This window comes from Micromonospora globbae (genome assembly GCF_036184225.1).
GTDB classification, from domain to species: Bacteria; Actinomycetota; Actinomycetes; order Mycobacteriales; family Micromonosporaceae; genus Micromonospora; species Micromonospora globbae.
The window spans coordinates 978318-1003326 of record NZ_CP108084.1 but is presented as its reverse complement, the minus strand read 5'-3'; the positions used below and the strand labels follow the sequence as shown (position 1 = coordinate 1003326).

Genomic DNA, 25009 nt, shown 5'->3' with positions numbered 1-25009 from the left:
ACGGGCAGCGGCCGGTCACCCCTCGGCGCCGGGCACCTCGATCACGAGGGGCACCGTCACGGTGGTCCAGTCGTACGCGCCGTCCTCGACCGACCCGGACATGTCGCGGCACGTCAGGGTACGCCCGATCCGGTCGAGGAACCCGCGGATCCCCAGCGGCCCGCGGGCCGTCCGGTCCGGCTCGCCGAGCGCCGGCATCTCGAACGGCTCCGGGCTGAACTGCGCCTCGGCCACCACCAGCTTGAGCCAGTCCCGCGACCGCGCCCCGGGCTCACGCATGACGCCGTTCGGCAGGGACGCCACGATGGGACGTCCGCGCCACGCCGCCGCCCGCCCGCCGGGCGCCACGAACGCACCGGGGAAGAGGGACGCGTGGACACGGAGGCGGTCGGTCAGATCCAGCAGGACGCAGAACAGCGGCCGGTCGCTGCGGTTGTGCAGGCGGATGAAGACGGTCGGCGGGGTCCAGCCGGTCGGGCCGTGCGCGTAGCGCAGCCGCAGCACACCGTCGTCGTCGGCCTTGAGTGGCGGCTGGCCGAGCGACACGAGAGCCGCGCCCGGCGGGGCCGCGACCACCTCCACGGCCACCGCCCCCGCCAGGCGACTCACCGGGTTGGTCAGGTCGCGGACCTGCCGCCAACGGGCGACGTGTTCCAGCACCGCCACGGCCCGCCGCGCCCCGTCGCCGTCGACGCCGGTCAGCTCCCCGGTCCGCGGTCCGCCGTGCCGCTCCTCGACCCTCGCCACGCCCGGCCGAGGTACCCGCACCCGCAGCTGGACGGTACGGGTGGCGGCCGGGTCGACCGGGCGCAGGTGCGGCGACGGGCCGCCGTGCGGGCCGGCCGTGGCCATCGCGGCGAGCAGGGCCCGTGCGGTGGGGACGTGCTGTCCGGGGCCGCCCACCGCCACGGTGGTGGCGGGCAGGGGCACGCGGCTGAGCACCACCCGGTACTGCCGGTCGTGCTCGGGTTGCCAGCCGACCGGCGTCACGAGGCTCCGCTCCGGTAGGACCCGCACCACCTCGGCCTCCCGCGCCGGCAGCTCGCCCACCACGGCGACGCGGACGGCGTCCCCGGTGCCGTCGGGCGTGGGCACACCGTGACAGCTGCCGGCGTTGAGCTCCCACCCCTCGCGGGCGTACCGCAGCAGCAGTCCGGACGGGGGCGGGGCGAGGCGCCCGCCCAGGAACGGTTGGTCGGCGATCCCGCCCGCGGAGGGCTTCAGCTGAGGGACCTGCCGCTGCTCGTTCTGCTCCACCTCGGTCTGCGCCGCGACGAGCAGTTCCCGGTACGTCGCCGTCGGCCCCAACCGGCTCAGGGCACGCAGCAGCGACCAGGTGAACAGTCCCCGCCGCCGGCCGCCGAGATCCATCTCCCGGGCCCGCTCGTGTGAACGGCACGCGGCCAGGGCCACGTGGTCGGGCGCGGGCTCCGTCGAGGGCTTCAGCGTCCCCGCGAGCTCCGGCAACAGCTCACCCGGCGACCACCCGCGCAGCGGCGGGACGACACGCATCTGCACGCCGGGCTCCTCCGGCTCGATCTCCCGGCTGGCACCGTCGGAGTGGCAACTGTCGAACACGGCCGCCACGTGCCCGGCCCGGCGCGCGACGGTGTCGAGCAGGATCGACACCTCCTTGTCCAGCAGGTCGCGCACCCCGCCCCTGCGGCTGTCCGCACAGACCAGGGTCTGCAGCCAGGCGGTCGGCTCCTCGTGCCACCACTCGGGGGCGTACGCCCGCGAGCCGTGCCCGCTGAACCAGAACAGTGCGGTGTCGTTCTCGCCGGCGCGCCCGAGGTGGGAGTGCAGGGCCTCGATCACCGCCGCCCGGGTCGCCTGCCCGTCGCGCAGCACCCGCGCCTCGAGCCGGACGCCCGGTGCCGTGCGGGTCCGCAGGTAGGCGTGCACCTCCTCGACGTCGGCGCCGCAGCCGCGCAGGTCGGGCACCGACGGCGACCGGTACGCGTCGATGCCGACCAGAAGGGCGTACAGGGTCGTCGTCACTGCGCCTCCGGCCCGACGTACAACCACCCGTGCTCCACGAAGTTCTTCGCCGGCAGCTCGATCAGGACCGGGACGAAGTCGGCCGGCAGCGGCGGCTGGGTCGCGTGCGCGACGACGTCCTGGAACAGGACGTCGGGTAGGCCGAGGACGAAGTCGGTCGCCGGACGGGCGGCCAGCGCGTCCCGCAACGGCGCGCTGTCGAGGATCCGGTGCACGGCGATGGCCGCCGTGCCCACCCAGCCCAGCGGCGCGGCCTTGACCAGGCCGCGGTGCAACGCCATCCGGACCCGCATCCGGTCGTCCGCCGGCCGGACGCTGTTCAGCTCCCGCAGGCGCTCGGCCAGGGCGCCGACCAGCCGGGGAATCACCACCGACTCGTCCAGCCCGACCGGCAGGACGGTGAACTGGCCGTCGCCCTGCGGCTGCGGGTCGACGGCGTCGTCCGGTACCCCGGCCGCCCGGCGGACCTGGGACAGCAGCTCGGCCAGGTCGCGCTGGATCCGTTCGGTGGCGGGGGTGTGGCGCCGGCTGTAGCCGGCGACGTCCACGGCCATGCACAGCCGTACCGCCGCACCGTCGACCGCGGCCGCCGGCCCGAGCGGCTCGTCGAACACCACCGACTCGCGCAGGCCTGCCGCATAGCCCTGGCGGCCACCACCGACGCGTACGCGGACGTCGAGGCGGCCGGCGAGCCGGGTCGTCCCGGCGGGCAGCTCCAGCAGCGCGTGCATGCCGTGGGTGCGGGGCACGAGCAGGTCGCCTCGCGGGTCGTCGTACGCCCAGCCGAACTGGCTGCGGTGGAGCCCGTACCCCTGGGCCCGGGGTGCGCCGGCCCGGCTCGCCAACCGGCGCAGCCACCCCGGACGGGACCGGGCCGCGTGCACGGTGTGCAGCGCGGTCGCCGAGGCGGGTTCCGCGTCGTCGGTCGGGAAGGCCAGGCCGAGCGTTCCTCCGTCCCCATCGAGCCGCACCGTGAGCGCTCGCGGATCGGCGAGCGTCACCTCGAATCGGGCGGCCGTGTACCGGCGGCGGGCCGGCGGCGTGTCGAGGTCGAAGGCGAACAACGCACCGATGTACCGGCCTCCGGTGCTCTCGGCCCGGCGCCGCAGATGCACGGGCAGATCCTCGGTGGGCACCGGGTACGGCAGGGGCCGGCCGCACCGCACCCCGATCGGCGCGGCGGTCGGGTCGTCCTCGGGAGAACGGCCAGTGCCCGGCACCAGCTCACGGAGGGCGAGCAGGTCCGCGTCGCGCAGCGCCGCCACGCCGTCCGCACCGGATTCGACCACGCCGGTCACCGTGACGGCCCCAGGACACTCGCGACCCGGCCGTCGCCGACCTGCTCGGCGGCGTGCCAGGAGAAGGCGGCGCCGGCCAGTTCGACCGTCTCCCCCGGACCGCAGGTGCCGACCTCCCGCCCGGTCGTCGTGCCGTCACGGGAGTACCGGATCACCAGCCGGATCGCCGCCGATCCCACCGATGCACGGTTCGCGGTCACCTCGCCGTACCCCGGCAGTCCCGCCGAGTCGGCGGTGAGCGCGACCCGGCGGCCCGCCAGCGGCAGCCGCCGCTCCTCCCCGTCGGGCGTCCGCACGTCCAGGGTGCCGGTGAGGTGGGGGTGGAGTCGGCGCCGGCGTGCCACCGCGGCGACGGCGATCAGCACCAGCAGCGCGACGGCGCCGGCCGTCCACCATCGGAGGCTGCCCCGCTGCGCCGACAGGGTGCCCTTCGTGACGCCGCCGTCCAGCGGAGGCGCGAAGGACAGGCCGAGTGGGCCGGTGAGGACGTCCGACCAGGAGGACGTCACCTCGCCGGTGAGAGTCAGGGTGGTGTCGACGGTGACCGTCGACAGTGGTGCCACGCGACGTGGGCCGGGGTCCCAGTCGACCGTGACCGGTACCGTCGCGCTGCCGCCGGGGGGTAGTTCGATCGGACCGTCCGGCACGGTCACCCGGAGGTCGGGGCGGTCGCTCCGCACGGCGAGGCGCCCGACCACCAGGGGCACCTTCGTGGTGGTGGACCGGAGGCGGACCTGCAGTCGCGTCGGGCCGGCGCCGAGCCGCCCGGTCCCGGCGGGCCAGACGACCTCCACGCCACGGGTCGCGTCGGTGCCGAGGAGGCTGCGGGCCTTGGCGGCGCGCGCGGCGGCCTTGGGCTGCTCCAACTGGGCGCCCAGCCGGTTGATCGAGGTCGGTGCGAGGATGCGGGCGCCCGGGTAGACGGTGGCGAGCAGCGGTGCGCCCGTCGACCCGGTCAGCGGCACCGCGTACGCGCTCAGTGCGGTCTTCTTCAGTGATCGGACGCTGGCGGCCAGTTGTTTCCACGAGTACCCCTGTTCGAAGGGGTAGGGACTGCCGGTCGGTGGATCGTGCCGCCCGTCGGTGAGCATCACGACCGTGGCGATCTGCGGGGTGCCCGCGCGGGACAGCTGCCGAACGCTCGCCTCGATCGCCGCACCGATGTCGGTGTACCGGCCGTCCGCGGTCCGTGGCAGCTTGGCGAGTAGCCGGTCGGGAGAGCGGCCGGGCGGGCCGTCGTGGACCACCCGCGCCGAGTCGGCGAACGTCACCAGCGTGACGCGGTCGTCCGGTGCGAGCGCGGCCAGGAACGCACGCAGGGACCGTTTCACCTGCTCGTACCGGCCGCCGTCGCGCATGGACCCCGACACGTCGATCAGCACGACGTAGCCGGCCGCCACCTCGTCGATACCCAGCGCGGTGTACACCTCGTCGGTGGTCGCCGGCGCCGCGCGCACCTCGCGCGCGGTCGGCACGGCGTACGCCGGATTGGCTGGCACGCAGACCGCGAGCGCCGCCAGGAGCGCCGCCGCGAGACCGGCCACCGTACGTCGAAGCGTGCCCACGTGATCGCCTCTCCCTTCACCCGCCGTCGTCAGTCTCCTGACGGACAGGGGCGCCGGCCGACCGGCGGCGGTCCCCGGCGGCCCGGGTCGGCGTGTGCCTCCGGTCCGTCAGAGACGAGTCGAGGCGCCCACCGCGGCTGCCGGAGGAAACAGGGAGGAAGGCCGGTGCACGAGGAACCGCGAGTCCCCGGGGAGGAAGCCGTCGTCGAGCCGTGTCCACCCGAGCCGGCGGCGGACGGCCCGTCGGACGGACCCGCGCCGCCGGATCCGCTTGCCGAACTGGGCCGGGAACTGGCCGAGCTTGGCCGGGAGCTCGCGGGGCTGCGCGCCGAGATCGGCCGGGCGCACGACCGGGCCGCGGCGCGCGAGCAGATCATCGACCGGCTGCACGAGGAGAACCAGCGCCTGCGCGCCGGGGAGCGGCGGTTGCTGCTCCGCCCGCTCCTGACCGATCTGCAACGGCTTCGACACGACATCCTGCGCACCGCCGACGGCCTGCCCGCCACCTTCGACGCCGAGGCCGCCCGGGGCCTGCTGCGCAGCTACGCCGCGAGCCTGGAGCTGAGTCTCGAACGCGGCGGGGTGAACGTCATGGTCCCTGCCCTCGGCGCGGCCTTCGACCCGTCGACGCAACGGGCGACCGGAACCGTGCCGGCCACCGACCCCGAGCAGGAGGCGACCGTCGCCGAGGTCGTCCTCGACGGCTACCACGACGTCGAGACGGGCCGCACCGTCGTACCCGCCGCGGTCCGCATCCACCGGTGGGTCCCCGATCCGCGGCCCGTCACCGAGGACGGTCCGGAGGACCCCGCGGAGGTCGGTCCCGTGGACGGTCCGACCACGACGGCGGTCCCCGAACCCGCGGCCACCAGCCAGCCCACGCCCATCCCCTGACAGCCCGGAGGAGCACCATGTCGGACGAGACCCCGACCTTCTACGGCATCGACCTGGGTACGACGTACTCCGTCGTGTCGTACATCGACGAGAGCGGTCGCCCGGCCATCGCCCGCAACGCCATCACCAACGACGAGACCACCCCGTCGGTCGTCTACTTCCAACAGGGCGGCGGCGAGGTGGTGGTGGGCAAGGAGGCCCGGAACGTCTCCCGGCTCTACCCGTCCCGCGTCGTCGAGCGGGTCAAGCGGAGCATGGGCAAGGAGGCGCAGTGGGAGTTCGACGGGGTGACGTACAGCCCGGAGTCGATCTCCGCGTTGATCCTGAAGCAGTTGGCGCAGGACGCCGAGTACTACACGAGGCGGCCGGTGCGGCAGGTGGTCATCACCGTCCCGGCGTACTTCGGGATGCTGGAGCGGGAGGCCACCCGCAACGCCGGGGCGATCGCCGGGCTCGACGTCGTGGGGATCGTGCCGGAGCCGGTCGCCGCCGCGCTGGAGTACGACGTGGCCGGCGACGACACCCGCACCATCCTGGTCTACGACCTGGGCGGCGGCACCTTCGACACCACCGTCATCCGAATCGGCCCGGAGGTGGCCGAGGTGCTCTGCACCCACGGCGACCAACAGCTGGGCGGCGTGGACTGGGACAACCGTCTGGTCGAGTACCTCCTCGACGAGTTCGTCAGCCGCGCCGACCCGTCCGACGACCCCCGGGTGGACGAGGAGTTCAGGCAGGAGGTCGCACTGACCGCCGAGGAGGTCAAGCGGCAGCTGTCCACGGTGACCTCGCGGCGGGTGCCGATGCGCTACGCGGGCGCGAGCGCGGACGTGGAGGTCACCCGGGAGACGTTCGAGGAGCTCACGCGGGACTACCTCGAGCGGACGATCGAACGCACGGAGGAGCTGCTGAAGGTGCTCGGCGACAAGCTGGGGACCGACGACCCGGCCGCCGCCATCGACGAGGTCCTCCTGGTCGGCGGCTCCAGCAAGATGCCCGCGGTCACCCGGCGGCTCGCCGAGAAGTGGGGCTGGACGCCGCGCCTGCACGACCCCGACCTGGCGGTGGCGAAGGGAGCGGCCCGGTTCGCCCTCAGCCAGGCGCTCTGGGAGTGGGACGACGACACCCCCGCCACGGACGAGGAACGGCAGCAGCGACGGGCGGAGATCGCGCTGCAGCTCGGGGTACCCGAGGAGAAGCTGATCCCCCGGCAGATCGTCACCGTGCTGCCGAAGGCGTTCGGCGTCCGGCTGCAGGACACCTCCGCACCCGACTGGGAGTCCCAGCCGGCGAAGCTGTACATCGAGCACCTCGTCCACGCGAACGAACAGCTCCCCGTCACGCGGGAGCTGGCCGCCAGCACGGTCGTGGAGGGCCAGACCTCGGTGGAGATCGCCCTCTACGAGCAGGCCGGCTCCACCGAGAGCCCGGACCTGTCGGCGAACAAGCCGGTCGACAAGGGCAAGGGTGAAATCAACGACCTGCCACCCCTGCCGCGCCACTCCCCCATCAACGTCTCGATGCACGTCAGCCCGGAGGGCCGCCTGCGTCTGGACGCCGTGGAGCCGAGCACCGGCAAGAAACTCAACATCGAGGTCCAGGTCAGCGTGCTCAGTGAGGAAGAGGTACGGCAGGCCCGGGAGGTCGTCGCGGGGATCACGGTACGGGGCTGACTGCCGTGGCGTTCGACCAGCGCGCCTACCTGCGCGACGTGATCATGCCGCTGCGGGACCAGCCCGGCGGCCTCTCCCCCACCGACCTCGCCCGGCACTACGCCGTGACGCCGGAGATGTCCGGCGCGGAGCTGCGGGAACACCTGACCGCGGTTCGACGGCTGTGGAACCAGCGCTCGGGTGGCGTCGACGCCGCGGCGCGGATCTGCGCTCAGCTGTTCAGCCGGGACGAGCAGCTGCGGGCGATCCACGGCACGGAGATGCTCGATCCGCGCTGGTGGCAGGAGCGGATGGCCGAGCACGCCCGTGGGGCCCGCGCCGAGTCCGAACGATTCGCCCAGGACCTTGCCCGGGCGTACGGGGCACTCGGGCGCATCACCCGGGTCCAGCTGAAGGAACTCGCCGGGCACTGGCCCGGCCTCGACCCCGGCCAGATCGACGAGGCGGTCCGTCGGGCCGGCCTCGCGGTGATCGACCCGGTGGAGCTGCCGAACAGTCCGGGGATGAACCGGGCCGCCTACCGCTCGCTGGCCGACCTCCAGGCGCGGCTGGGGGTGCCGACCCTCGTCCAGGTGGTGCATCCCGACGGCGCGCCGTTCCGCCTCCTGGACGCCGACGCGGTGGCGCTCGACGCGGCCACCGTGCGGGCCCGGACGGAGGAGGCGAACCGGACCGCCGACTCGACCCTCGTCCGGGTGCGGAAGGAGGCCCTGGGACTGCTCCAGCGCGCCGTCGCCGACGGCGTCGACCTGCGCGCCGTCGCGCTCTTCCAGGTGGTGGAGCGACTCCGCTCGGGTCGGGCGAAGGGCATTCCCGACGGGATGCTGGTCCGGATCGCCACCGACGTCGGCCTGGAGAACGCCGAGGCGCAATCGGTGGTCGCGAACCTGCCGGCCGACCCGGAACAGGAGGCCAGCCCGGCGGAGCGGATCCGGGACCTGGTCGCCGAGGGGCAGCTCGCCGCGGCCCAGCAGGCGCTGGCGGTGTTGCCGAAGGACGACCCGCACCACGACGAGCTGCGCGACCAGATCGACGCACTCTTCGCCGAGGTGGAGTCGCTGCGCCGTACGGCCGACGAGGCGGTCGGAGCCGGACGTGAGGAGGAGGCCGCCCGGCACCTGCGTGCGGCGCTGCGCATCGCGGCCGACGACGAGGACCTGGCCGAACGCCTGGCCACGCTGGCCCCGCCGCCGCCGCGCGACCTGACCGCCCGGGCGCTCGACGCCGGCGTACGGCTGACCTGGACCGCTGCTCCGACACAGGCCGCGGAGGTCCGCTACCGGGTGGTGCGGTCCGACCGGCCGCCCCGCTCCCCCGTCGACGGGGAGACGGTCGTCGAGGGCGACCGGACCGAGGCGACCGACCCGGCGCCGCCGGCGGCCCGTCCGTTGCACTACGGGGTCTTCGCCACCGTCGGCGGAGACTGGTCGCGCCCCGCCACCGCGCAGGCCCGGGTCGTGCCACCCGTGTCGGGCGTGCAGGTGTGGGTGGGCCCGGAGGAGGTCTCCTGCACCTGGCGCGCGCACCCGGCGGTGGAGGAGGTGCGGGCACGGCGGACCCTCGCCCGGCCGCCCACCTCGCCCGGCGACGGGGACCCGGTGCCGGCCTCACACACGGGGCTCCACGACGACGCCGGCGACGGAACGACCGACCGCTACTACGGCATCGTCGCGGTCTACCGGGACGAGCAGGGCGCGCAGGTCGAGGCGCCGATGGTGGTGGTCCGCGCGCTGCTGCGTGACGCGGCGCCGTCCTACGTGGACAAGCTGCGGGCTCATCTCACGGCCGTCGACGCGGAGACCGCGACGGCCCAGTTCGCCTGGACGACCCCCGCCACCGGCACCGTGTCGATCCGGCAGGCGGAGGCGCGCCCGCCCTGGTCCTCCGGTACGCGGGTCAGCCGCGACGAGATGACCGCGTACGGCGAGGCCTTGATCAGCGACCGGCTCCGCCGCGGGTCGGAGACGCTCCTGGAGGTGGCCGTCCCCAGCGGCCGGTTCGTGTACGTTCCCTTCACCGTCGACCCGGCGACCAACACCGCCGTGGTGGGCGAACCGGTGCTGCTCGGGATCACCGAACCGGTCCGGCAGCTGGTCGTCCGCCGGACCGGCGACGAGGTGACGGTGGCCTGGCTGTGGCCGTCGTCGGTGAACCTGGCCGAGGTGACCTTCACGCCGGAGCGGGGTCCGGCGACGACGCGCCGGGTCACCCGCGGCCAGCTCACCGAGTCCGGCTGCCGCATCCCGGTCGGCGCGGCCGCCGGACGGATCTCGGTGCGGACGGTGGAGAGCGGCCCGGGCGGGGAGACGTTCTCGCTCGCCGAGTCGGCACCCGTCGAGGGCGTTCCGGTGGCGCTCCGGTACCAGTTGCGCCGGGCCAGCGGGTTCCTCAGCCGGAACCGGGTGCTCACCGTCGAGGTCGACCACGCCTGCGAGGGGGTGGAGCTGGTCCTCGTCGCGGCCTCCGGGCCCGCCATGCCGGTCCGGCCGGAGCAGGGCGTCGTGGTGGCCCGGGTCACCGGCCTGTCGTTGCGCCCGGGTACCCCGTGGCAGCTCCCGTTCACGACGCCCACCGGCCTGGCCAGGCCGTACTGGTTGCGCTGCTTCGTGATCCGACCGCCCGGGGCGCGGGTCACCGACCCGATCCGCGAGATGAAGGTGTCCTGACATGACGAGCCTCTCCTGCCCGTACTGCTACAGCAAGATCGATATGCGGGCGCCGTGGTTCCGGTGCACGGGGCGCCGGCCGCCGGGAAAGGAACCCTGCGCGCCGCGGTGGGACACCGACCGGGAGCGGGAACTCGGCGTCAAGGAGATGGTGCTGCCCTCGTTCGCCGGGCCCCGCCGCGGGCTGCGCACGGTAATTGCCGCCGCGTGCCCGGACTGCGGCGTCGAGTCGGCGGTCCGGGTGTGCCCGACCTGCCACAGCCGGCTGCCGGCGACGTTCGGCGAGGGACGCAGTCCGCTGATCGCGATGGCCGGCGCCCGGCACACCGGCAAGAGCGTCTACCTGAAGGTGCTGTCGCACCAGTTGCGCAACGGGATGGGCCGGCGGTTCGGCGCGGACATCCGGCTTGTCGGCGACACCCAGTTCTCGGCCGAGACCGGCGGTGGCGCCGACTTCCTCGACCCGGCCGGCGAGCTCTTTCCCGACGGCGGGCTCTACCAGCGAACGAACCAGGCGAAGCGGGGACGCCGCGAGCCGATCGTGTTTGCCTGGCGGCAGACCCGCCGGATCACGGGCTACGACACCACGTTCCTGTCGTTCTTCGACACCGCGGGTGAGGACCTGGCGGCGCAGGAGACCGTGGACAATCTCGGCTACCTCGGCGCGGCCGACGCCCTCATCCTGCTGCTCGACCCGTTCATGATCCCACAGGCGCGGGACCGAATCCGGCTTCCGAAGGCCGCGCTCGACATCACCGCCCGCACCATCGACGTGGTCAGCCGGGTGACCGAGAACCTGCGGCTGAGCCACCGGCTCGGCGGGCGGCGCAACATCCCGATCCCGGTCGCGGTGGCCTTCGCGAAGATCGACGCGTTCTTCGACGTCCTGGGGCCCGAGCACCCCCTGGTACGCCGGCCGCAGCCCGGCCCGTACTACGACGAACAGGCCGGCCGGGACACCCACGAGCACGTCCGTGCGCTGCTGCACGACTGGGGCGCCGACGACATCGACACGCACCTGCGCCTCAACTACAAACGGTTCCGCTACTTCGCGATCAGCTCACTGGGCACCGAGCCGGACTACGACAACAACCGGGTCGACGCACGGGGGGTCCAGCCGTTCCGGGTGGACGAGCCGCTGCTGTGGCTGCTCAGCGAGTTCAACGTGGTGCCTCGGGGCGGGACCGGCCGATGACCGGTTTCGAGGCCCTGATCTACACGGACTGCCGGCCCGGGCAGGGGCTGCGCGGGAGCGCCGGCCTCCAGTTCCAGGCCCGCTCCTCCGACGCCGTCGCCGCGGCGGAGAATCTGGTCAAGGACAACCTCCTCTATGAGCCTCCGTCGCGATGGATGGCCGAGCGTCGGCCGGCCGCGCAGTACCCGCCCTCGTTCGCGCACCTGCGTTCCGGGGACACCCTGGCTACCGCCGCCGGTGTCTACCTCGGTCGGGAGGCCAACGGCACCCGGGAGGGCAACCAGCTCACCCACGCCATCGTCACCAACGACCCGGCGAGCTACGGCAGCCTGCGGCCGGCGCAGCTCTTCGGGGCCCCGTTCTGGTCTGCCCGACCGACACCCACCACCCAGTGCGACCCGGTGCGCCTCGACGACGACGCGGGCGCGGCGCACACGCCGACTCACGCCCGGGACTTCGTGCAGGGCCAACCGGACGGGCCGGCGACGCTGCTCAGCCTGGTCTCCGCGCTGGTCGAGGCCGGACGGCCCGGGAAGCCACGGGTGCTCTTCGTCGGCGACGACGTCACGGTGATCATGAACTGGCTCGTCGCGGGCACCCTGCTGGTCCCCCGCGAGCGGGCGCTGGAACTCGGCTTCAAGATCTACTCGACCGATCCGGCCCGATCCGCCATGCCGATCGTCGCGGTACTCCCCGAGTTCGCCGGCCCGGCCGGCCGAATCGACAACCAGCTCGGGTACGTCGTCTTCGACCTGCACCGGCACCAGCACACGCCGGTCGTGCCGCATCCGGCCGCCCGCCGCTGGGTCGACCTGTTCCTGACCGAGGACCCCCGCGACGTCGTGGACGCCCTCACCGTGGCGACCGAATCCGAGCTCGCCACGGGCGACGGTTGGGCCGACGAGGCCGCCATCGCGTTGGGGTTGGCCGCGATCCTGCACCACCGCCCCGATCCCCGACATGCCCGGGCCATCGTCGGTTGGCTGCGGACCGGTCCGGAGCGGATGCGTGGCGCGTACGGGGCCGACGTGGCCGAGCTCTTCGCGGAAACCCCCGAACGGTGGCCGGAGGAGATCCTGGTGCTGCTCGACGAGGTCGGCTGCGACGGGCTGCTGCCCGGCAAGGCCGCCGACGTCCGGTTGGCCCTCATCATCAGCGAGGTTGCCGCTGCGCGGACCGGCGGTGCGGTGAACGGCAGGTCGCTGCCTCCCCTGCCGCCCGGCGAATGGCATCCCGACCACGACGAGCAGGCACGGCAAATCGTCACCGAGGCGCTCACCTGCGAGGTGCCGCCCCGACACTTCGAGACGCTCCTGCGGGTGGCGAACCGGTTCGGCGTCGGGGTGCGGTGGGAGGACGTCCGCACCGCCGCGGAGCCGTTCGTGGCGTACTGGGCGGACCACCCTGACCTTCGCGTCCGTGGCCTGCCCTGCGCAGCCGAGCTGGAGAAGCGGCTCATCGCGGTGCTGGGTGAACGTGCCCAGCGGGGCGGGACCGCCCGGGCGGTGGTGGGCGACGGCTGGTGGGAGCGCCTGCTGCCCGTGGTCGATCGGCTGGAGCTGCCGTTGGCGGAGGCGGTGCTGGGCGCGGCGGTACGCCACGGCGACGCCCGGGCGGCCACGGTGGAGCGCCACCTTCGCGCGGCCCGGGACGAGCCGGAGCGGTTCGGCTGGGCCGTGGGTGCGCTGTGGGGCCAGAGCCCGCCCACCCTCGCCGAGCTGGAACTGGTCTGCGACCTGGCCCCGGCCGGGGCACGGCCGCCCACAAGGGTGTTCCGCGGGCTCGTCCACCACGTCCTCAACGGTGAGCGGCCGACCCCGCGCGAACTCGACCTCTGCCGGCAACTGATCGACCGTAAGCTGCTGGCCCCCACTCAGCGGCTCCGTGACGAACTGGCGGACGACGACGAGCTGCTGCGGCTCATCGGCGAGCTGGGGCACCCCGACGACGACATCGGCCGCCGCCTGCGACGGCTCAGCGCCTGCCCGCCCCGGCTGGTGGCGATGCGTCGGGCCGAGGTGGTCACGGCGCTGGCCCGGGTGGTCGCGTTCCGCAGCCTCGACTCGCTGCTCGAGCGCCATCCCGCGCTGCGCGAGCCGCTCGTCGCCCGGCTGGCCCACACGCTCGTCACCGAGGACGTGGCGCCCCCGGCGATCGTCAGCTTCTACCTCCTCAACAGCGGAGTGGCGGTACGCGGAGCGGAGATGCTGGATCAGGCGCTCGGGAACTGGCTCACCCGGGTGCCGGCCGATCAAATCGCCGTGGCCGATGCTGCCTTCGCCCGTGCGAGCCAGTCCTGGCGCACCGCCTGGCGCGACACCGTCGCCCGGTACGCCGCCCGGCGGCGCCTGCGGCGCCTGGGCCACCCGTTCCGGCGGCGGTGACCGGTGCGGCTCATCGGACGTCTCCTCTACACCACCGCGTGCGCGGTGTGCCTGGTGCTGGTCTCCACGCCGTTGGCCCTGGTCGCACTGCCCGTCGGCCTGGCCGGTGGTGCGATCCTGGTCCTCGGCGTGGCGGGTGCCGTCCTGATCGGACAGGCCCGGTGGGCCCCCGTCCGCACCCCCGAGCAGGTCAACCGGGGTTCCCTGCCCGGCCGGGTGTCACCGGCGTTCGTCCGCCGCGACCTGGCCTGGCCCCAGTACTTCGCGGTCCAGGTGGCGCTGGACGTCCGTGCCGCCGCCGAGCACTGCCGGGCGCTCGTCCGCAGGCTCTGGGCCCGGCCCGCCGCCCTGTTGAGGAGACCGCGGGTGAAGCGCTGGTGGCCACTGTACGTGCCGGTGCTCGCCGGCCAGCTCGCCGTGTCGCTGGCCGTCGCCGGCGGCGTCGCCGTTGTCGTGCTCGTCGCGGCGACCGTCTCGGCGGGGGCCTGGCTGGTCGGTGGAACTGTCGTCCAACTCCTGCGCTGTGCGGACGCCGGCTGGCAGGTGGTGCTGCGGTCGCGCGCCAGCTGCCAGCACTGCTACCAGCTCGCGGCTGTGCCCGCGTACCGGTGCCTCGGCCCGCATCCTCCCGGCCACCGCCTGGACGGCACGGATCTGCACCGAGACCTGCGCCCGGGCCGGCTCGGTGTGCTCTGGCGGCGCTGCGGCTGCGGCTGGCTCCTGCCCACCACCGTCCTGCGGGCCTCGTTCAGCCGCCGGTTGGAGGCCCAGTGCCCGAGCTGCGGGGAGCGCCTGCTGGCCGGCGCCGGGGTGGTGACCGACGTCCGGATGCCGGTGTTCGGGGCCGCGTCGGCCGGCAAGACACAGCTGATCATGTCAGCCCTGGTGGGCCTGCACGGGCTCGCGGAGCGGGCCGGAGTCACGGTGACGCCGGCGGACGACCACAGCCGGCAGCGGTACGAGACGTACGCGCGGCTCATGGCCGAGGGCGCCGCTGCGGCGAAGACTGAGGCGGGCGCCCCGCCGGTCGCTCTCACCCTCCGGCTGTCCCGGGGGCCACGGGTCGCGCTGGTGCACCTCTTCGACGCCGCCGGCGAGAACCTGGTCGACCAGGCGCAGAACGCCCGACTCGCCTACCTCGACCACGCCCGCTCGCTGGTCTACGTCCTGGACCCGTTCTCGATCCGCCGGGTACGCGACGAGTACGCCGCCGGTGCGCCCGAGGTCTTCGTCGCCGCGAACCCCGCCACCTACGACCCTGAGGACGCGTACAACGCGACGGTGCAGCGGTTGCAGGACTACGGCGTCCGCACGGACCGGCGGCGGCTCGCGTTCGTGGTTTCCAAGGCGGACCTGCTGGAGAAACTCGCCGCCGGTCCGGCGGACCCGGCCGGCGTACGGGCCTGGCTGGCAGACAACGGCCTGCACAACCTCGTGCTCGCCGCCGAGCGCGACTTCCGCGAGGTGCGATGGTTCCTGGTCTCCGGTCTCGACTCCGGCCCGGACGGTGGGCTCGGCCCGGCCGACTGGATCCTCGCGCAGGAGTGGAGGAGTCACCGTGGCTGAACAGAGACGGCCGCAGCTTCCGCTGGGCCACCGCGTGGCGCGCCTGCTCGTTCTCGGCACGCTGGTGGGTGTGCTGGCCGTCGGCGGGCTCTCGGACGGACTTGCCGCCGCGGTGACAACCGGCGGCCGGTGGGGCGGCGATGCCATCGCCTACCTGTGGGCCCCGGTGCTCGACGCCATCGACCGGGCACGACCGGCGGCCGAGCCGACACCGACGCCGACTCTCACGCCCTCCGCCAGACCGAAGAAGCCGACGAAGAAGCCGACGAAGAAGCCAGCGAAGGCGACTCCGACAAAGAGCCGGGCCGGCTGAGTCAGCCGGCCCGGACCACCGGACCGTGCGCGCCGACCGCCACCTGCACGGCACCCTGCCCGGGGTGGTCGAAGACGTGCTGGACCAGGGGCTCCCGCACCAGGCGGTCGAGGACGTCACGGATGCGGCGTACGCCGAGCCGCAGCGCGTCGGGGCGGGCCATCTCCTGCTGGACCCGGGCCACCACGGACGGCACGTCGACGGTCAGCCGGACGCCTTGGCGCGCCGCGCTCGCGACGAGTTGGGTCAGAAGCTTGTGGACGATCCGTTCGACGAACTCAGGCCGGAGGATGTCGAAGACGGTGATCCCGCCCCCGAGCCGGCCCAGCAGCTCCGGTCGGCCGAGCCTGGTCGTGAAGTGTTCCCGGACAGCGCCCTCGAAGTGGGCCGTGACCGCATCGTAGTCCGGCAGTCGACCACCGCTGTACCAGCCGTACGTCTCGGCAGCCCCCAGGTTCGAGGTGAAGATGATGATCGTCTCGGAGAAGTACGCGGTGTTGCCAAGGGCGTCGGTGAGCCGGCCGTCGTCGAGCACCTGGAGGAACTTGTCGAACACCGAGTTGTGCGCCTTCTCGATCTCGTCGAAGAGCAACACGCTGAACGGCCTTTGAGCGACCCGGTTGGTCAGCTCGCCGCCGCGTTCGTGCCCCACGTAGCCGGGCGGCGCTCCGGTCAACCGCTCCGCGGAGTGGGGTTCCGTGAAGGTGGACATGTCGAACCGGGCCAAGGCGGCCTCGTCGTCGAACACGAACTCGGTGAGCGCCCGGGCAAGCTCGGTCTTGCCCACCCCGGTCGGGCCGACGAAAAAGAAGATCCCTTTGGGCCGTGCCTCGGCGGAGTGCGGGTCGGCCGCGAAATCGATGCCCACCGTGGCGGCCGTCAACGCCCTGCGCACCCGGTCGACCGCCACCGGCTGGCCGATGACCCGCTCCTCCACGACACTCGCGAAGGTACGTTCGGTCGGTGTCGCCGGCCTCGCGGCGAGTCGGGCGCGCACCTGCCGCCACGGGTCCTGACGCGGGCCGAACAGGGTGCGCTTCATCAGCGTCCGGGGTTCGTCCAGCGGGATGCCCTGAAGGTTGCTCATCCGCCACAGGCCGTCCAGCTCGGTGATCGCCATCCCCTCGCTGAGGTTGGCCAGCACGCGCAGGTCCTCGCGGACCTTCTGGGCTTCGGCCGCCTGGTGGAAGCGCCGGACGTGTTGGTGGAGGTACACGTGCCGCTCGTCGAAGGTCGGCAGCGCCGCCTCGACCACCTGCACGTACGGCCGGTCCCGGTACAGCCAGGCCGGCAGGGCGCCAAGGTCGTCGGCGAGGAGCACCACGAGGTTGCGCAGCGGACCGGTCTGGGCGGCCTCGCTCATCGCCCGGGCCATCGTGCCGAGCAGCCGCCGTTCGGCGTCACCGCCGCGGTCGGGCGGCGAGAGCATCAGGTCGGCCAGGTCGATCAGGAACGCCACCGACGTGACGCCCTGTCGCAGCACGGTGCGGATCGCGGCCAGCACGTCGTGGGGGCCGGTGAGCGTCGGTGCGGGGGCCTCCCGCAGCGCCGCGGCGAAGCGCGTCCGGACCGGGTCGGCGCGGTCGGTCGGCGCGGGACCCGCGTCCGCCGGCACGGCCCGGGCGGCGCCGGTCGCGCTCAGCCGCTGGAACTCGCGCTCGTCGTCGCCGTCGGCGAAGCTGAGCCCGTCGACGAGGTCGTAGTAGCCGGTGAGCTGGTAGCCGAAGACCGACAGCAGCCCGGTGACGGCTGTCCGTACCGGTTGAAACGACCGATCCCACCGAACCAGGTCCCGGATGTTGCCGTGGATGACCACGTGCCGACCACGGGCGATCTCGGCGGTGACGCGTTCCAGCCAGGCCGCCGCCGGTCGCGCCGTGGGTCGCGGCGCCGCACCGTCGCTCATGTCGTCACCTCACCTCGCACGGATGCCGACGGGACCCCACCCCACTGCACCCGAGGACTCCACCGTGCGTAGCTCATGCCCGCTCCCTCAACTGGTGGGCAGGGTTGGCGAGGGCCTGCCGGGCCGGGGGCCGGGGCTCGGCCGGCTTGCCCGCCCAGTGCAGGCCGTGGGCCGCCACGCCCTGCCGGCCGAGCTCCGTGTGGAACCGTTCGAGCAGTTCCTCGGTCAGATCGCAGCGGGAGGTCGTGCCGTCCACCGAGGTCTCGACCACCGTGTCCGCGCCGTCGACCCGGTACTCCAGCCGGTTGCCGTCGCCGTCGTCGGAATGAACGGTCAGCTCGATGGCGGAGCCGTCGGCGCGCTCCGCAACGAAGATCACCGCGTCGTCGCGCTCCGTCAGGCTGTCCGGCACCACCCGCAGGCCGGCTGCCGGCAGTGCGGTGCTGGCCGCTTCCACGATGATCGCCATCCGCTCCATCCGGTCGAGGTGGGCGTCAACGTCCGCCGTCACCGCCTCGACGTGTCGGCGCAGCTCCGCCGCCCGCTGCTCCCAGCGGGTGACACTCCCGTCGCCGGACCGGGCGCGAAGCTCCGACACCTCGGCGCGGAGCTCGGCCGCACCGGTCACCGGCACCCGCGCCGCCTCGGCGTCGGCCAGCACCGCCTCCAGCCGTGTCGCCAGCTCGTCGGACTCGGCAGCCATCCGCAGCAGCTGACCCTGCCGGTCGCGGACCGTCGCCACGTGCGCCACGACCGCCCCGCGGAGCTGCTCGTGGATCTTGCCGAAGCTCCTGTCGTCTCCGTGGTGTCGACGTGCCTGGTCTCGCAACGCGGCGACGGACCGGTGCCCGGTCGGGTCGAGTCTCTCCCCGTCCGCCAGCCCGCTCAACGGCTCGAGAGCCAGGTCCACGGCACGCGCGCGCTCCTGTCGGCTGAGCGCCGCGGCGACCGCGGTGACGAGGGCGTCGACGCGACGTTCCACGCGGCGCAGCTGCCGCCCGACAACGGTGACACCGGGCTCGTCCACGGGTGGGGCCAGGGCGACGGCCCGGGACAGCTCGGCGATCACCTCGGCATGCTGGGGCAGCGTCCGCGCGGTCTCCGCGAGCTGACGAAGCCGGTTCACCAGCGCATCCCGGCGGGTGGTCGTAGCGCGGACACCGGCATCGAGGCGCCGGCGGCGGGCCTCCTCCCGGCGCCTCCGGCGTTCCTCCTCGCGCCGGCGGCGGGCGGCCTCGACCTCGGCTCGTCGGGCGGCGTCCAGGTCGACGACCGTGTACTTCGGGCTTCCGGACATCACCGGCCTCCTTCCTGCGGAGAGGGATGGGATGGCGCGAGCAGCACTCCCTGGTCGGCCATGGCGCTCTCAAATCCCGTGCGGAAGTCGCGCACCGGCGGCACCCCGACCCACTCGACGCCCGTACCCCGCAGGTGCAGCTCGATGCCCGCGGAGGTGTCGCGTTCGGGCGGCGAGTGCCGGTCGGTGAGGAAGTGCAGCCGCTGGTTTGCCGAGCCACGCCACCGCAGGGCCGCGTGACGGGCCGCGACGTAGGGGCCGTCCACGAGGATGTCGAGTTGGCCGAGCAGCCGGCGCTGGGCCGGACTGCCGTGCGTGCGCAGGTGCTCGATGGTCCAGCCGCTGAACGACATCACCGACCAGTCCCGGTCGGCGCGGATCCGATCCACCAGCGCGCTCAGACCGGCCGCCTGTGCCATCGGCTCTCCACCGGAGAAGGTCACGCCGCTGATCTCGGCTGGCAGGGCGCCGAGCCAGCCGGCGAGGTCGTCGACAGTGCGGGGCGTGCCGCCGTCGAACGGCAGGTCCTCCGGCGCGACGCAGCCGACGCACCGCAGCGGACACCCCCGTACCCAGATCACCGCGCGTAGGCCCGGCCCCAGCACGGTGGTGCGGTCCGTGACCCGGCTGACCCTGATCGTCGTGGTCATCATCCACCTTCCGGGAACGGCTCGGGTGCGCCGGCGGCGACGAGCTGGCACCAGGGGCAGCCCGGACGCTCAGCCGAATGGACGTGGGTGGCCACGGTGGGGCAGCGGACCAGCCGGTCCCGGGTGTGGGCCAGCGCGGCTGCCCAGGACGGCGGGCCGGGCCGGGCGGCGGGCACGTCGTATCCGGTCACGAGCGCGTCGGCCAACCGGCGCCGCAGCACCGCCGGGAGGACGTCCGGCCCGACAGCGGCTACCGGCGCGCGCAGGTCCGCGCCCAGCAGACGGCACCGGCGGTGCCTCACGTTGTCGATCTCCTCGACCACCCCTGGGGCGCCGGGCGGCACTCCTCCGAACGGATGGAAGCCGAGGCAGAGTAGCTGTCCCACGAGCACGGCCAGGGCCCAGTTGTCGCTACCCGGTTCCCGCCGCGCCGGCAGGGTGTCGAGGTGCTCGGGTGCCGTGTACTCGGGCCGGGAGAACGGACAGGGCAGCTCCGCATCGGCCGCCGGGTCGTACAGCTGCCACCCGTCGGCGTCGATGAGGCAGACGGCGCCGGTGGCGGAGACGAACACGTTCGCCGGGGCGAGGTCGCCGATGACATGACCGCGCTGGTGCACCAGGTCGACGGCCCGGGCGAGCTCCTCCGCCACGGTCAGCCACCAGGACCAGGTCGCCCCAGGCAGCATCCGGGCCCGGGCGGCCGGGTTGAACAGCAGCGGCAGCGGCGCGAAGTGCGGCGGCGCGAGCCGGGGTGCGGCGTAGCCCAGCAGCCGCCCGTCGGCCCGGTACACCGTCGCAGTCGGCCAGGCCACCATGTACCGTCCGTGCCGCACCGTCCAGTCGGCCGGATCGGCGAGCATCACCCGCAGCCGATCGGCCAGCAGGGCGGGATCGACGCGGTGAAGCACCTTCACCACCGTGTCCGGCCGGTTTCGCAGGCGGAACACCCGTCCCTGCGACCCCACGGATCCGACCGGCGAGCCCAGGACGTCCGTGACCCGCTCGCCGGCCGGGTCGACCAGCCACACGTCCCGGCTCACCGGGGCACCGCCAGCACGAGGGTCCGGTCGTCGTCGGTCAGCGCGCCGACCCGCGCGCCGCCGAGCAGCCGGTTCAGCACGGTGGCGTCCGGCTCGGGTGCCTCGGCCAGGGCGAACAGCTGCCCGAAGGCGTCCGCGCCGGGCCGGCGGCCGCGGCTGGTGTCGTACTCGACGAGGAGGTCGTCCAACCCGTCGGTGGACACGGCCAGTCCGGTCAGATCCGGCCGGTGTACGACCACGCGCCGGGCGTGCGACCCCGCCCGCGGCAGCAGCTCCGTCGCGCCGGGCGGCCGGTGGGCCTCGTCTGGCGGCCCGGCCAGCAGTTCGAGGGCGCCATCGGCGGTCCGGACCACGACGATGCCGTCACCGACGGCGAGTACGGCGAGCCACGGCGGCCGGGCGACGACGACGGTCACCGTGGTGGCCAGATCGTCGGGGTGGAATCCGCCGACGGCCCGCGTCAGGGCACGCGTGCCCCGCCGGAAGCGGCGGGACAACCTGTGCCCCGCGGCGTCCAGCAGGGCCTCCCACTCAGCGGCGGTGCGGGGCGGTCGGCCGGCGAGGAGGGCCGTGAACACCTGCCCGGCCAGGGCCACGGCCAGCGAGGACCCGGTGGCGGCGCAACGCCGACTGCCCGCGCCGTCGGCCAGGACGATCAGCAGGACGCCGGCGTCCTCGACGATCGCGTACGCGTCCTGGCCGCTCCTGCCCGCCCGGGCGTGCGCCCCACCCGCGGCGCTGCCGCCCAGCACCGTCCAGCGCGCCGTCACGGGATCTCGTCCCCGAACACGTGGCTGCGCACGCGTTCGAAGTCGACATGGTCGGTGGTGGCGACCAGGACGAGGTCGAGCAGTCGCCGGAGGTCGAGATCCTCCAGCGGGAAGTAGCCGTTGGGGGTGGCGAGGGCGCGCATCACCTCGTCGTCCACACCAGGCACACCGAACGCGAAAAGCTGCATCCGCCGGGTCGCGCGCCACTGCTCCAGGCGGTGCGCGAGCCGCTGCCAGTCGTCGGTAGGGTTGCCCTCCCGGTCGGTCGGCTCGCCGTCGCTGACGAGGATGAGCCGTGGACCGCCGGTCTGCTGGGCGTGGATCGTCTGGACGTACTGCCGCCGCTGCTCCACCAGCGACAACGCCAGTTCCACCGCTTCCACCATCGGGGTGGCGCCGCCGGCGGCCAGCGGCGGGATCTCCAGCCGTGACGCGGGGACGAACGCGCCGCCGTCCTCGGCCGAGATCGTGCGGTTCCCGGAGACGACGCTCACACCGGTCGCACCGAACGTGATCACGACGAACTCGACGTCGCGCAGCGGACCGCGGCCTCCGGCCCGCACCGTGGGCAGCCAGCGCTCCAGCTCCCTGTTGAGGGCGTCGATGGCGCGCATGCCGTTGGTCTGGGTGGTCGCCATCGACTGCGAGGTGTCGATCAGCAGGGCCACGAACCGGCGCCGGTGGGTGTCAGTGACGAAATCGACGTCGACAGGCTCGTCCGTGTCGTCCTCGAACAGGGCGAAGGTGCTCACCGCCGGGCCGCCTCGGAACCCGTGCGCGTCCCGCTCGCCGGGACGGAAGAACTCCCCATGTACCTACCTGACGGACCGGGTCGACGGTCGCCGGCGGAGCCGTACGGGACGATCAGCGGCCAGCCTCCTCGAAAGACCACGCCACCCCGTACGCGTGGCCCTGCCGCAGACCGTCGAAGGTCGACGCCACCTCGCCGACGCCGTCGAGGTGCAGCCGGTCCGGGCCCGGCGCGCGGTCGTCCACCGCCCGGGGCGGGACGCCGTCGAGCCGCCACACGTGTCGTGGTGCGCGGTCCGGCGGAAAACGCAACCGGACGGTGCACCGGACGCACGGGGTCAGTGGCTGGAAGACGTAGTGCTCCCGCATCGGCTGTCCCTCCGGTACCCGGTAATGCAGGCAGAGCAGGTGCCGCTCGCCCGGGTTGAGGGTCCGGGGAAGTGTGAGGTCGAGGCGGAAGATCTGCCCGTCGTTGTGCCGGGAGACGTCCCGGATCCGGGCGCCGTGAAGGACGTCGACGGCGATGTCGTGCTCCGCACCACGGTCGTCGGGGCGGCGAGGCAGGCTGAACTGCACGGTGATGTCGTCGACGGGCCGGGTGGCGGCGATGTCCCGGGTCTCGTACAGCTCCGGGGTGGGCGTGTCGAGCCGCAGCAGTGCGTGCATCGCGTGCATGTGCCATGCCGGTGCGGCGCCGACCTCGGCCCAGGCGGCGTCCAGGGCGGTGGCCACGAGTCGAGCCACCGCTTCGTCGATCCGGCGGCGGGCCGTCCGATGCTGGCAGGACAACTCCCGGGCCAGTTGGTCGGTGCGGTGCTCCAGCCGGAGGTAGCTGTGCTCCGGATCGAGGGCGTACGCCAGCACCACGGCCCGGCGCAGATCTGCGGGCATGTCGGTGGACAGGGCCGCGAGGGTGGACCGTACTTTCCCGCGCACCACCGTCGCGGGATCCGTCGGCCCGACGCCGCACAACGTCGTGAGACGCGGTCCCAGCCGCCGCCGCAGGTCACCGCTCTGCAGGCCAGGTCCCCGACGCAACTCCAGCAACTCCCGGCGGAGTTCGTCGTGGTCTTGGGGCAGGGATGGGAATCCGGAACGCAGTGGTGTCTCCTCTCGCCGGCCGGTCCGCCAGAACCGGAGGGAGGCTATCGACGGGTTACCCGGCCCTGCGGCCCCCGCGATGCCGAGTGTCCTGTTCCCGACCCTTGTCTGGCCGGGAATGGGCCATCTTCTGGCCAGTGACCACCCGCTGCCCGCAGGAGCATGTACTCGCCACGACGACAGCGGGTGAAGGAGACCGGACACGTCATGCGTCAGTACCTTGTGGACAGCCGGGGCCACCGTCTGGGGGTTCATACCACAGGGAAACCGTGGTGCGGAGCCGCCGATCGGTCCACGTTGGTCGGGGTGGGGATCCTCCCGACGGCCAGGGTCCCGTTGGCGGGACGGCCGTGCCGGATGCCGGCTCGGCAATTCCGCCCGATGTTTCCGCCATTGATGGCCTCCAAACCGGTTTTTCGTACGACGGCCTCTCGCCTGGACACGACCACCGACCGCACCATTGTCGGTCAGCACACGAATACCGCGCCCCTGCAATCTGCTTATCGCTCTGACGAGGATCAATCGGTATCCCGGAGGGAACGGCATGACGATCGCGGATGACATGGTCTCCCTGTCTCTCTCGTCCGATGCCGACGTGACGAAGGGCCGGGCGGTGCGCCTGCCCGGGCCGTCCTCGCGCCGCTCCGCCGTGCACGAGCTGCGTGATCTCGCCCGTCGAGGCGAACTCGCGGCTCACGCCGCCGCCGCGGAACCGGAGACCCGTGCCCGGCTCGCCGGTGCCGCCTACGACATCGTGTGGCCCATCGTCTTCGCCCGGGTCACCCGGCCCATCGAGAACCGGCGGGGCCATTGGAGCTGCGCGTCCTCCGTCCGGATGCTCACGGACGAGTGCCTCGACCGCCATCACGACGACGTCGAGGCGGTCGTCACGGATCTGCTCGTCGGCGCCAAGGTGCCCATCGTCGACGTCGAACGTTGGGTGGCCGCCCGGCTCACGGCGGCTACCGTCGACGGTCACCGTCGTCGGCGGGGCCAGCGGGGCGCCCTGCAACGCCCCCGGGTGCCGGTCTGGCTCGCCGCCGAGCTCGGCGGGGACCCGTGGCTGACCGACCTCGCCGTACAGATTCTCACCTGGGTCGGCCTTCCGGCCACCGCCGGCTCGCAGCTGTGGCCGCTGGAGAGCTGGGCACGGCGCCGGGAGTCCGTCACCGGCGACCCGGCCGGCGGCGACGAGGCGACGGTGGCCCGCGAGGTCGAGCAGGTGCTGACCGCCATGCGCCGCCGGCGGAAGTGGTACGCCGACTACGTCGAACGGCCGCTGGGCCGCAAGTGGGCTCCCGTCATCGCCCTCGCGGGAGAGACGGTGGGCGATCCACCGCCGCTGCTGGCCGTCGGGCCCGCGGAGCAGGACGATGCCCGGCTGACCGAACTGGCGTCCGCCGCGGTGGAGGCGATCAGCAGCCGGCTGCGCTCCGGCGCCGACCCGGTCGACACCGTGGTCCGGGTGATCGGGGTCGTTTTCGGCGGGGGCACCGGGAGCGAGGAGATCGACCGGACGCCGGACGACCTCCCGGCCACGGACGCATGGGTCTCAGCCCTGCTCAGCGATCCCGCTGCCACCCGACGGATCGTCGGGGAGGTGCTCCGCATCATCGACGAGGCCCGCCCATGACCGGAGTGCCTCGACCCGGCTGTCGACCGCGCCCGCCATCGCCGCCGGGTCCGCCCCGGCGGCGAGCGTGCTGCGCCACGCCGTGACCAGTTCCCTCTCGAGAAGCCGTCGGAGTTGCTCACGCTGCTCGACTGAAAGGTCGCGGGCCGCAGACCGCGCAGGAGGGTCGGGGCTCACCACCGCACCCGCGTCCGGCCCGTGGCGTGCTGCCGGGCAGGTCGGCGGCCACGCGAAGCCGCCCACCGCAACGGATCCGCCGGGGCCGCTCGACGTGATGGCCGGGTTCTCGCCATGTCTCCTCCGATGC

18 protein-coding genes are annotated in these 25009 nt (G+C 73.6%); 8 read left to right on the top strand and 10 right to left on the bottom strand.

Going from position 1 to position 25009, the window contains the following annotated elements; all coding sequences use genetic code 11:
* Positions 1-15 precede the first annotated feature (15 nt).
* The 3 genes from OG994_RS04490 to OG994_RS04480 are packed head-to-tail and all read right to left on the bottom strand — an operon-like array spanning position 16 to position 4864.
* Positions 16-2001, bottom strand: a complete 1986-nt coding sequence (locus OG994_RS04490; RefSeq protein ID WP_328852288.1) for a caspase family protein — start codon at positions 1999-2001, stop codon at positions 16-18.
* A complete protein-coding gene (locus OG994_RS04485; RefSeq protein WP_328852287.1) occupies positions 1998-3290 on the bottom strand; it encodes a hypothetical protein in 1293 nt (430 codons plus the stop codon). Before OG994_RS04485 ends, OG994_RS04490 begins: the two co-directional genes overlap by 4 nt.
* A 5-nt stretch (positions 3291-3295) precedes the next feature.
* Entirely contained in the window at positions 3296-4864 is a 1569-nt protein-coding gene (locus tag OG994_RS04480) for a vWA domain-containing protein (RefSeq protein ID WP_328852286.1), read from the bottom strand.
* A 165-nt stretch (positions 4865-5029) separates the two neighbouring features.
* Here OG994_RS04480 and grpE point away from each other — a divergent pair, with 165 nt between their 5' ends.
* The 7 genes from grpE to OG994_RS04445 are packed head-to-tail and all read left to right on the top strand — an operon-like array spanning position 5030 to position 15555.
* Positions 5030-5758 (top strand): nucleotide exchange factor GrpE, encoded by a 729-nt coding sequence (gene grpE, locus OG994_RS04475; RefSeq protein WP_328852285.1) that lies wholly within the window; start codon positions 5030-5032, stop codon positions 5756-5758.
* A gap of 17 nt (positions 5759-5775) precedes the next feature.
* Positions 5776-7431: an Hsp70 family protein gene (locus OG994_RS04470; protein ID WP_328852284.1), complete on the top strand. Its 1656-nt coding sequence runs from the start codon at positions 5776-5778 to the stop codon at positions 7429-7431.
* A gap of 5 nt (positions 7432-7436) precedes the next feature.
* Positions 7437-10097, top strand: coding sequence for a fibronectin type III domain-containing protein (locus OG994_RS04465; protein WP_328852283.1), 2661 nt, complete (start codon positions 7437-7439; stop codon positions 10095-10097).
* 1 nt (position 10098) lies between these two features.
* Positions 10099-11292 (top strand): hypothetical protein, encoded by a 1194-nt coding sequence (locus tag OG994_RS04460; RefSeq protein ID WP_328852282.1) that lies wholly within the window; start codon positions 10099-10101, stop codon positions 11290-11292.
* Positions 11289-13676: a GTPase-associated protein 1-related protein gene (locus OG994_RS04455; RefSeq protein WP_328852281.1), complete on the top strand. Its 2388-nt coding sequence runs from the start codon at positions 11289-11291 to the stop codon at positions 13674-13676. Before OG994_RS04460 ends, OG994_RS04455 begins: the two co-directional genes overlap by 4 nt.
* Before the next feature lie 3 nt (positions 13677-13679).
* A complete protein-coding gene (locus OG994_RS04450) occupies positions 13680-15242 on the top strand; it encodes a TRAFAC clade GTPase domain-containing protein (RefSeq protein WP_328852280.1) in 1563 nt (520 codons plus the stop codon).
* Positions 15235-15555, top strand: a complete 321-nt coding sequence (locus OG994_RS04445; RefSeq protein WP_328852279.1) for a hypothetical protein — start codon at positions 15235-15237, stop codon at positions 15553-15555. Before OG994_RS04450 ends, OG994_RS04445 begins: the two co-directional genes overlap by 8 nt.
* Position 15556: 1 nt before the next feature.
* Here OG994_RS04445 and OG994_RS04440 read toward each other — a convergent pair whose 3' ends face one another.
* From OG994_RS04440 to OG994_RS04410, 7 genes are all read right to left on the bottom strand, one after another.
* The gene (locus tag OG994_RS04440) at positions 15557-17461 is read right to left on the bottom strand and encodes an AAA family ATPase (protein ID WP_328852278.1); all 1905 of its coding nucleotides are present in this window, start codon (positions 17459-17461) and stop codon (positions 15557-15559) included.
* 73 nt (positions 17462-17534) lie between these two features.
* Positions 17535-18758, bottom strand: coding sequence for a hypothetical protein (locus OG994_RS04435; RefSeq protein WP_328852277.1), 1224 nt, complete (start codon positions 18756-18758; stop codon positions 17535-17537).
* Entirely contained in the window at positions 18758-19408 is a 651-nt protein-coding gene (locus tag OG994_RS04430) for a 4Fe-4S single cluster domain-containing protein (protein WP_328852276.1), read from the bottom strand. Before OG994_RS04430 ends, OG994_RS04435 begins: the two co-directional genes overlap by 1 nt.
* The gene (locus OG994_RS04425) at positions 19408-20448 is read right to left on the bottom strand and encodes a hypothetical protein (RefSeq protein ID WP_328852275.1); all 1041 of its coding nucleotides are present in this window, start codon (positions 20446-20448) and stop codon (positions 19408-19410) included. Before OG994_RS04425 ends, OG994_RS04430 begins: the two co-directional genes overlap by 1 nt.
* A complete protein-coding gene (locus OG994_RS04420) occupies positions 20445-21218 on the bottom strand; it encodes a protein phosphatase 2C domain-containing protein (protein WP_328852274.1) in 774 nt (257 codons plus the stop codon). The genes OG994_RS04425 and OG994_RS04420 overlap by 4 nt, the downstream gene beginning before the upstream one ends.
* Entirely contained in the window at positions 21215-21970 is a 756-nt protein-coding gene (locus OG994_RS04415; RefSeq protein ID WP_328852273.1) for a vWA domain-containing protein, read from the bottom strand. Before OG994_RS04415 ends, OG994_RS04420 begins: the two co-directional genes overlap by 4 nt.
* 112 nt (positions 21971-22082) lie before the next feature.
* Positions 22083-22859 carry a hypothetical protein gene (locus tag OG994_RS04410; RefSeq protein ID WP_328852272.1) on the bottom strand — a complete coding sequence of 259 codons (777 nt, stop codon included), beginning with the start codon at positions 22857-22859 and terminating at the stop codon, positions 22083-22085.
* Positions 22860-23613: 754 nt separating this feature from the next.
* On the opposite strand from OG994_RS04410, the gene OG994_RS04405 reads away from it, so the two are divergent.
* The gene (locus tag OG994_RS04405) at positions 23614-24702 is read left to right on the top strand and encodes a hypothetical protein (RefSeq protein ID WP_328852271.1); all 1089 of its coding nucleotides are present in this window, start codon (positions 23614-23616) and stop codon (positions 24700-24702) included.
* The last annotated feature ends 307 nt before the right edge of the window (positions 24703-25009 follow it).

What these genes read in the sequence shown, in the direction of transcription:
- OG994_RS04460 (WP_328852282.1), top strand. Translation starts at nt 10,099, where the DNA reads ATGACGAGCCTCTCCTGCCCGTACTGCTACAGCAAGATCGATATGCGG.
- OG994_RS04440 (WP_328852278.1), bottom strand. Translation starts at nt 17,461, where the DNA reads ATGAGCGACGGTGCGGCGCCGCGACCCACGGCGCGACCGGCGGCGGCC.
- OG994_RS04455 (WP_328852281.1), top strand. Translation starts at nt 11,289, where the DNA reads ATGACCGGTTTCGAGGCCCTGATCTACACGGACTGCCGGCCCGGGCAG.
- OG994_RS04410 (WP_328852272.1), bottom strand. Translation starts at nt 22,859, where the DNA reads ATGCCCGCAGATCTGCGCCGGGCCGTGGTGCTGGCGTACGCCCTCGAT.
- OG994_RS04405 (WP_328852271.1), top strand. Translation starts at nt 23,614, where the DNA reads ATGACGATCGCGGATGACATGGTCTCCCTGTCTCTCTCGTCCGATGCC.
- OG994_RS04430 (WP_328852276.1), bottom strand. Translation starts at nt 19,408, where the DNA reads ATGACCACGACGATCAGGGTCAGCCGGGTCACGGACCGCACCACCGTG.
- OG994_RS04435 (WP_328852277.1), bottom strand. Translation starts at nt 18,758, where the DNA reads ATGTCCGGAAGCCCGAAGTACACGGTCGTCGACCTGGACGCCGCCCGA.
- OG994_RS04470 (WP_328852284.1), top strand. Translation starts at nt 5,776, where the DNA reads ATGTCGGACGAGACCCCGACCTTCTACGGCATCGACCTGGGTACGACG.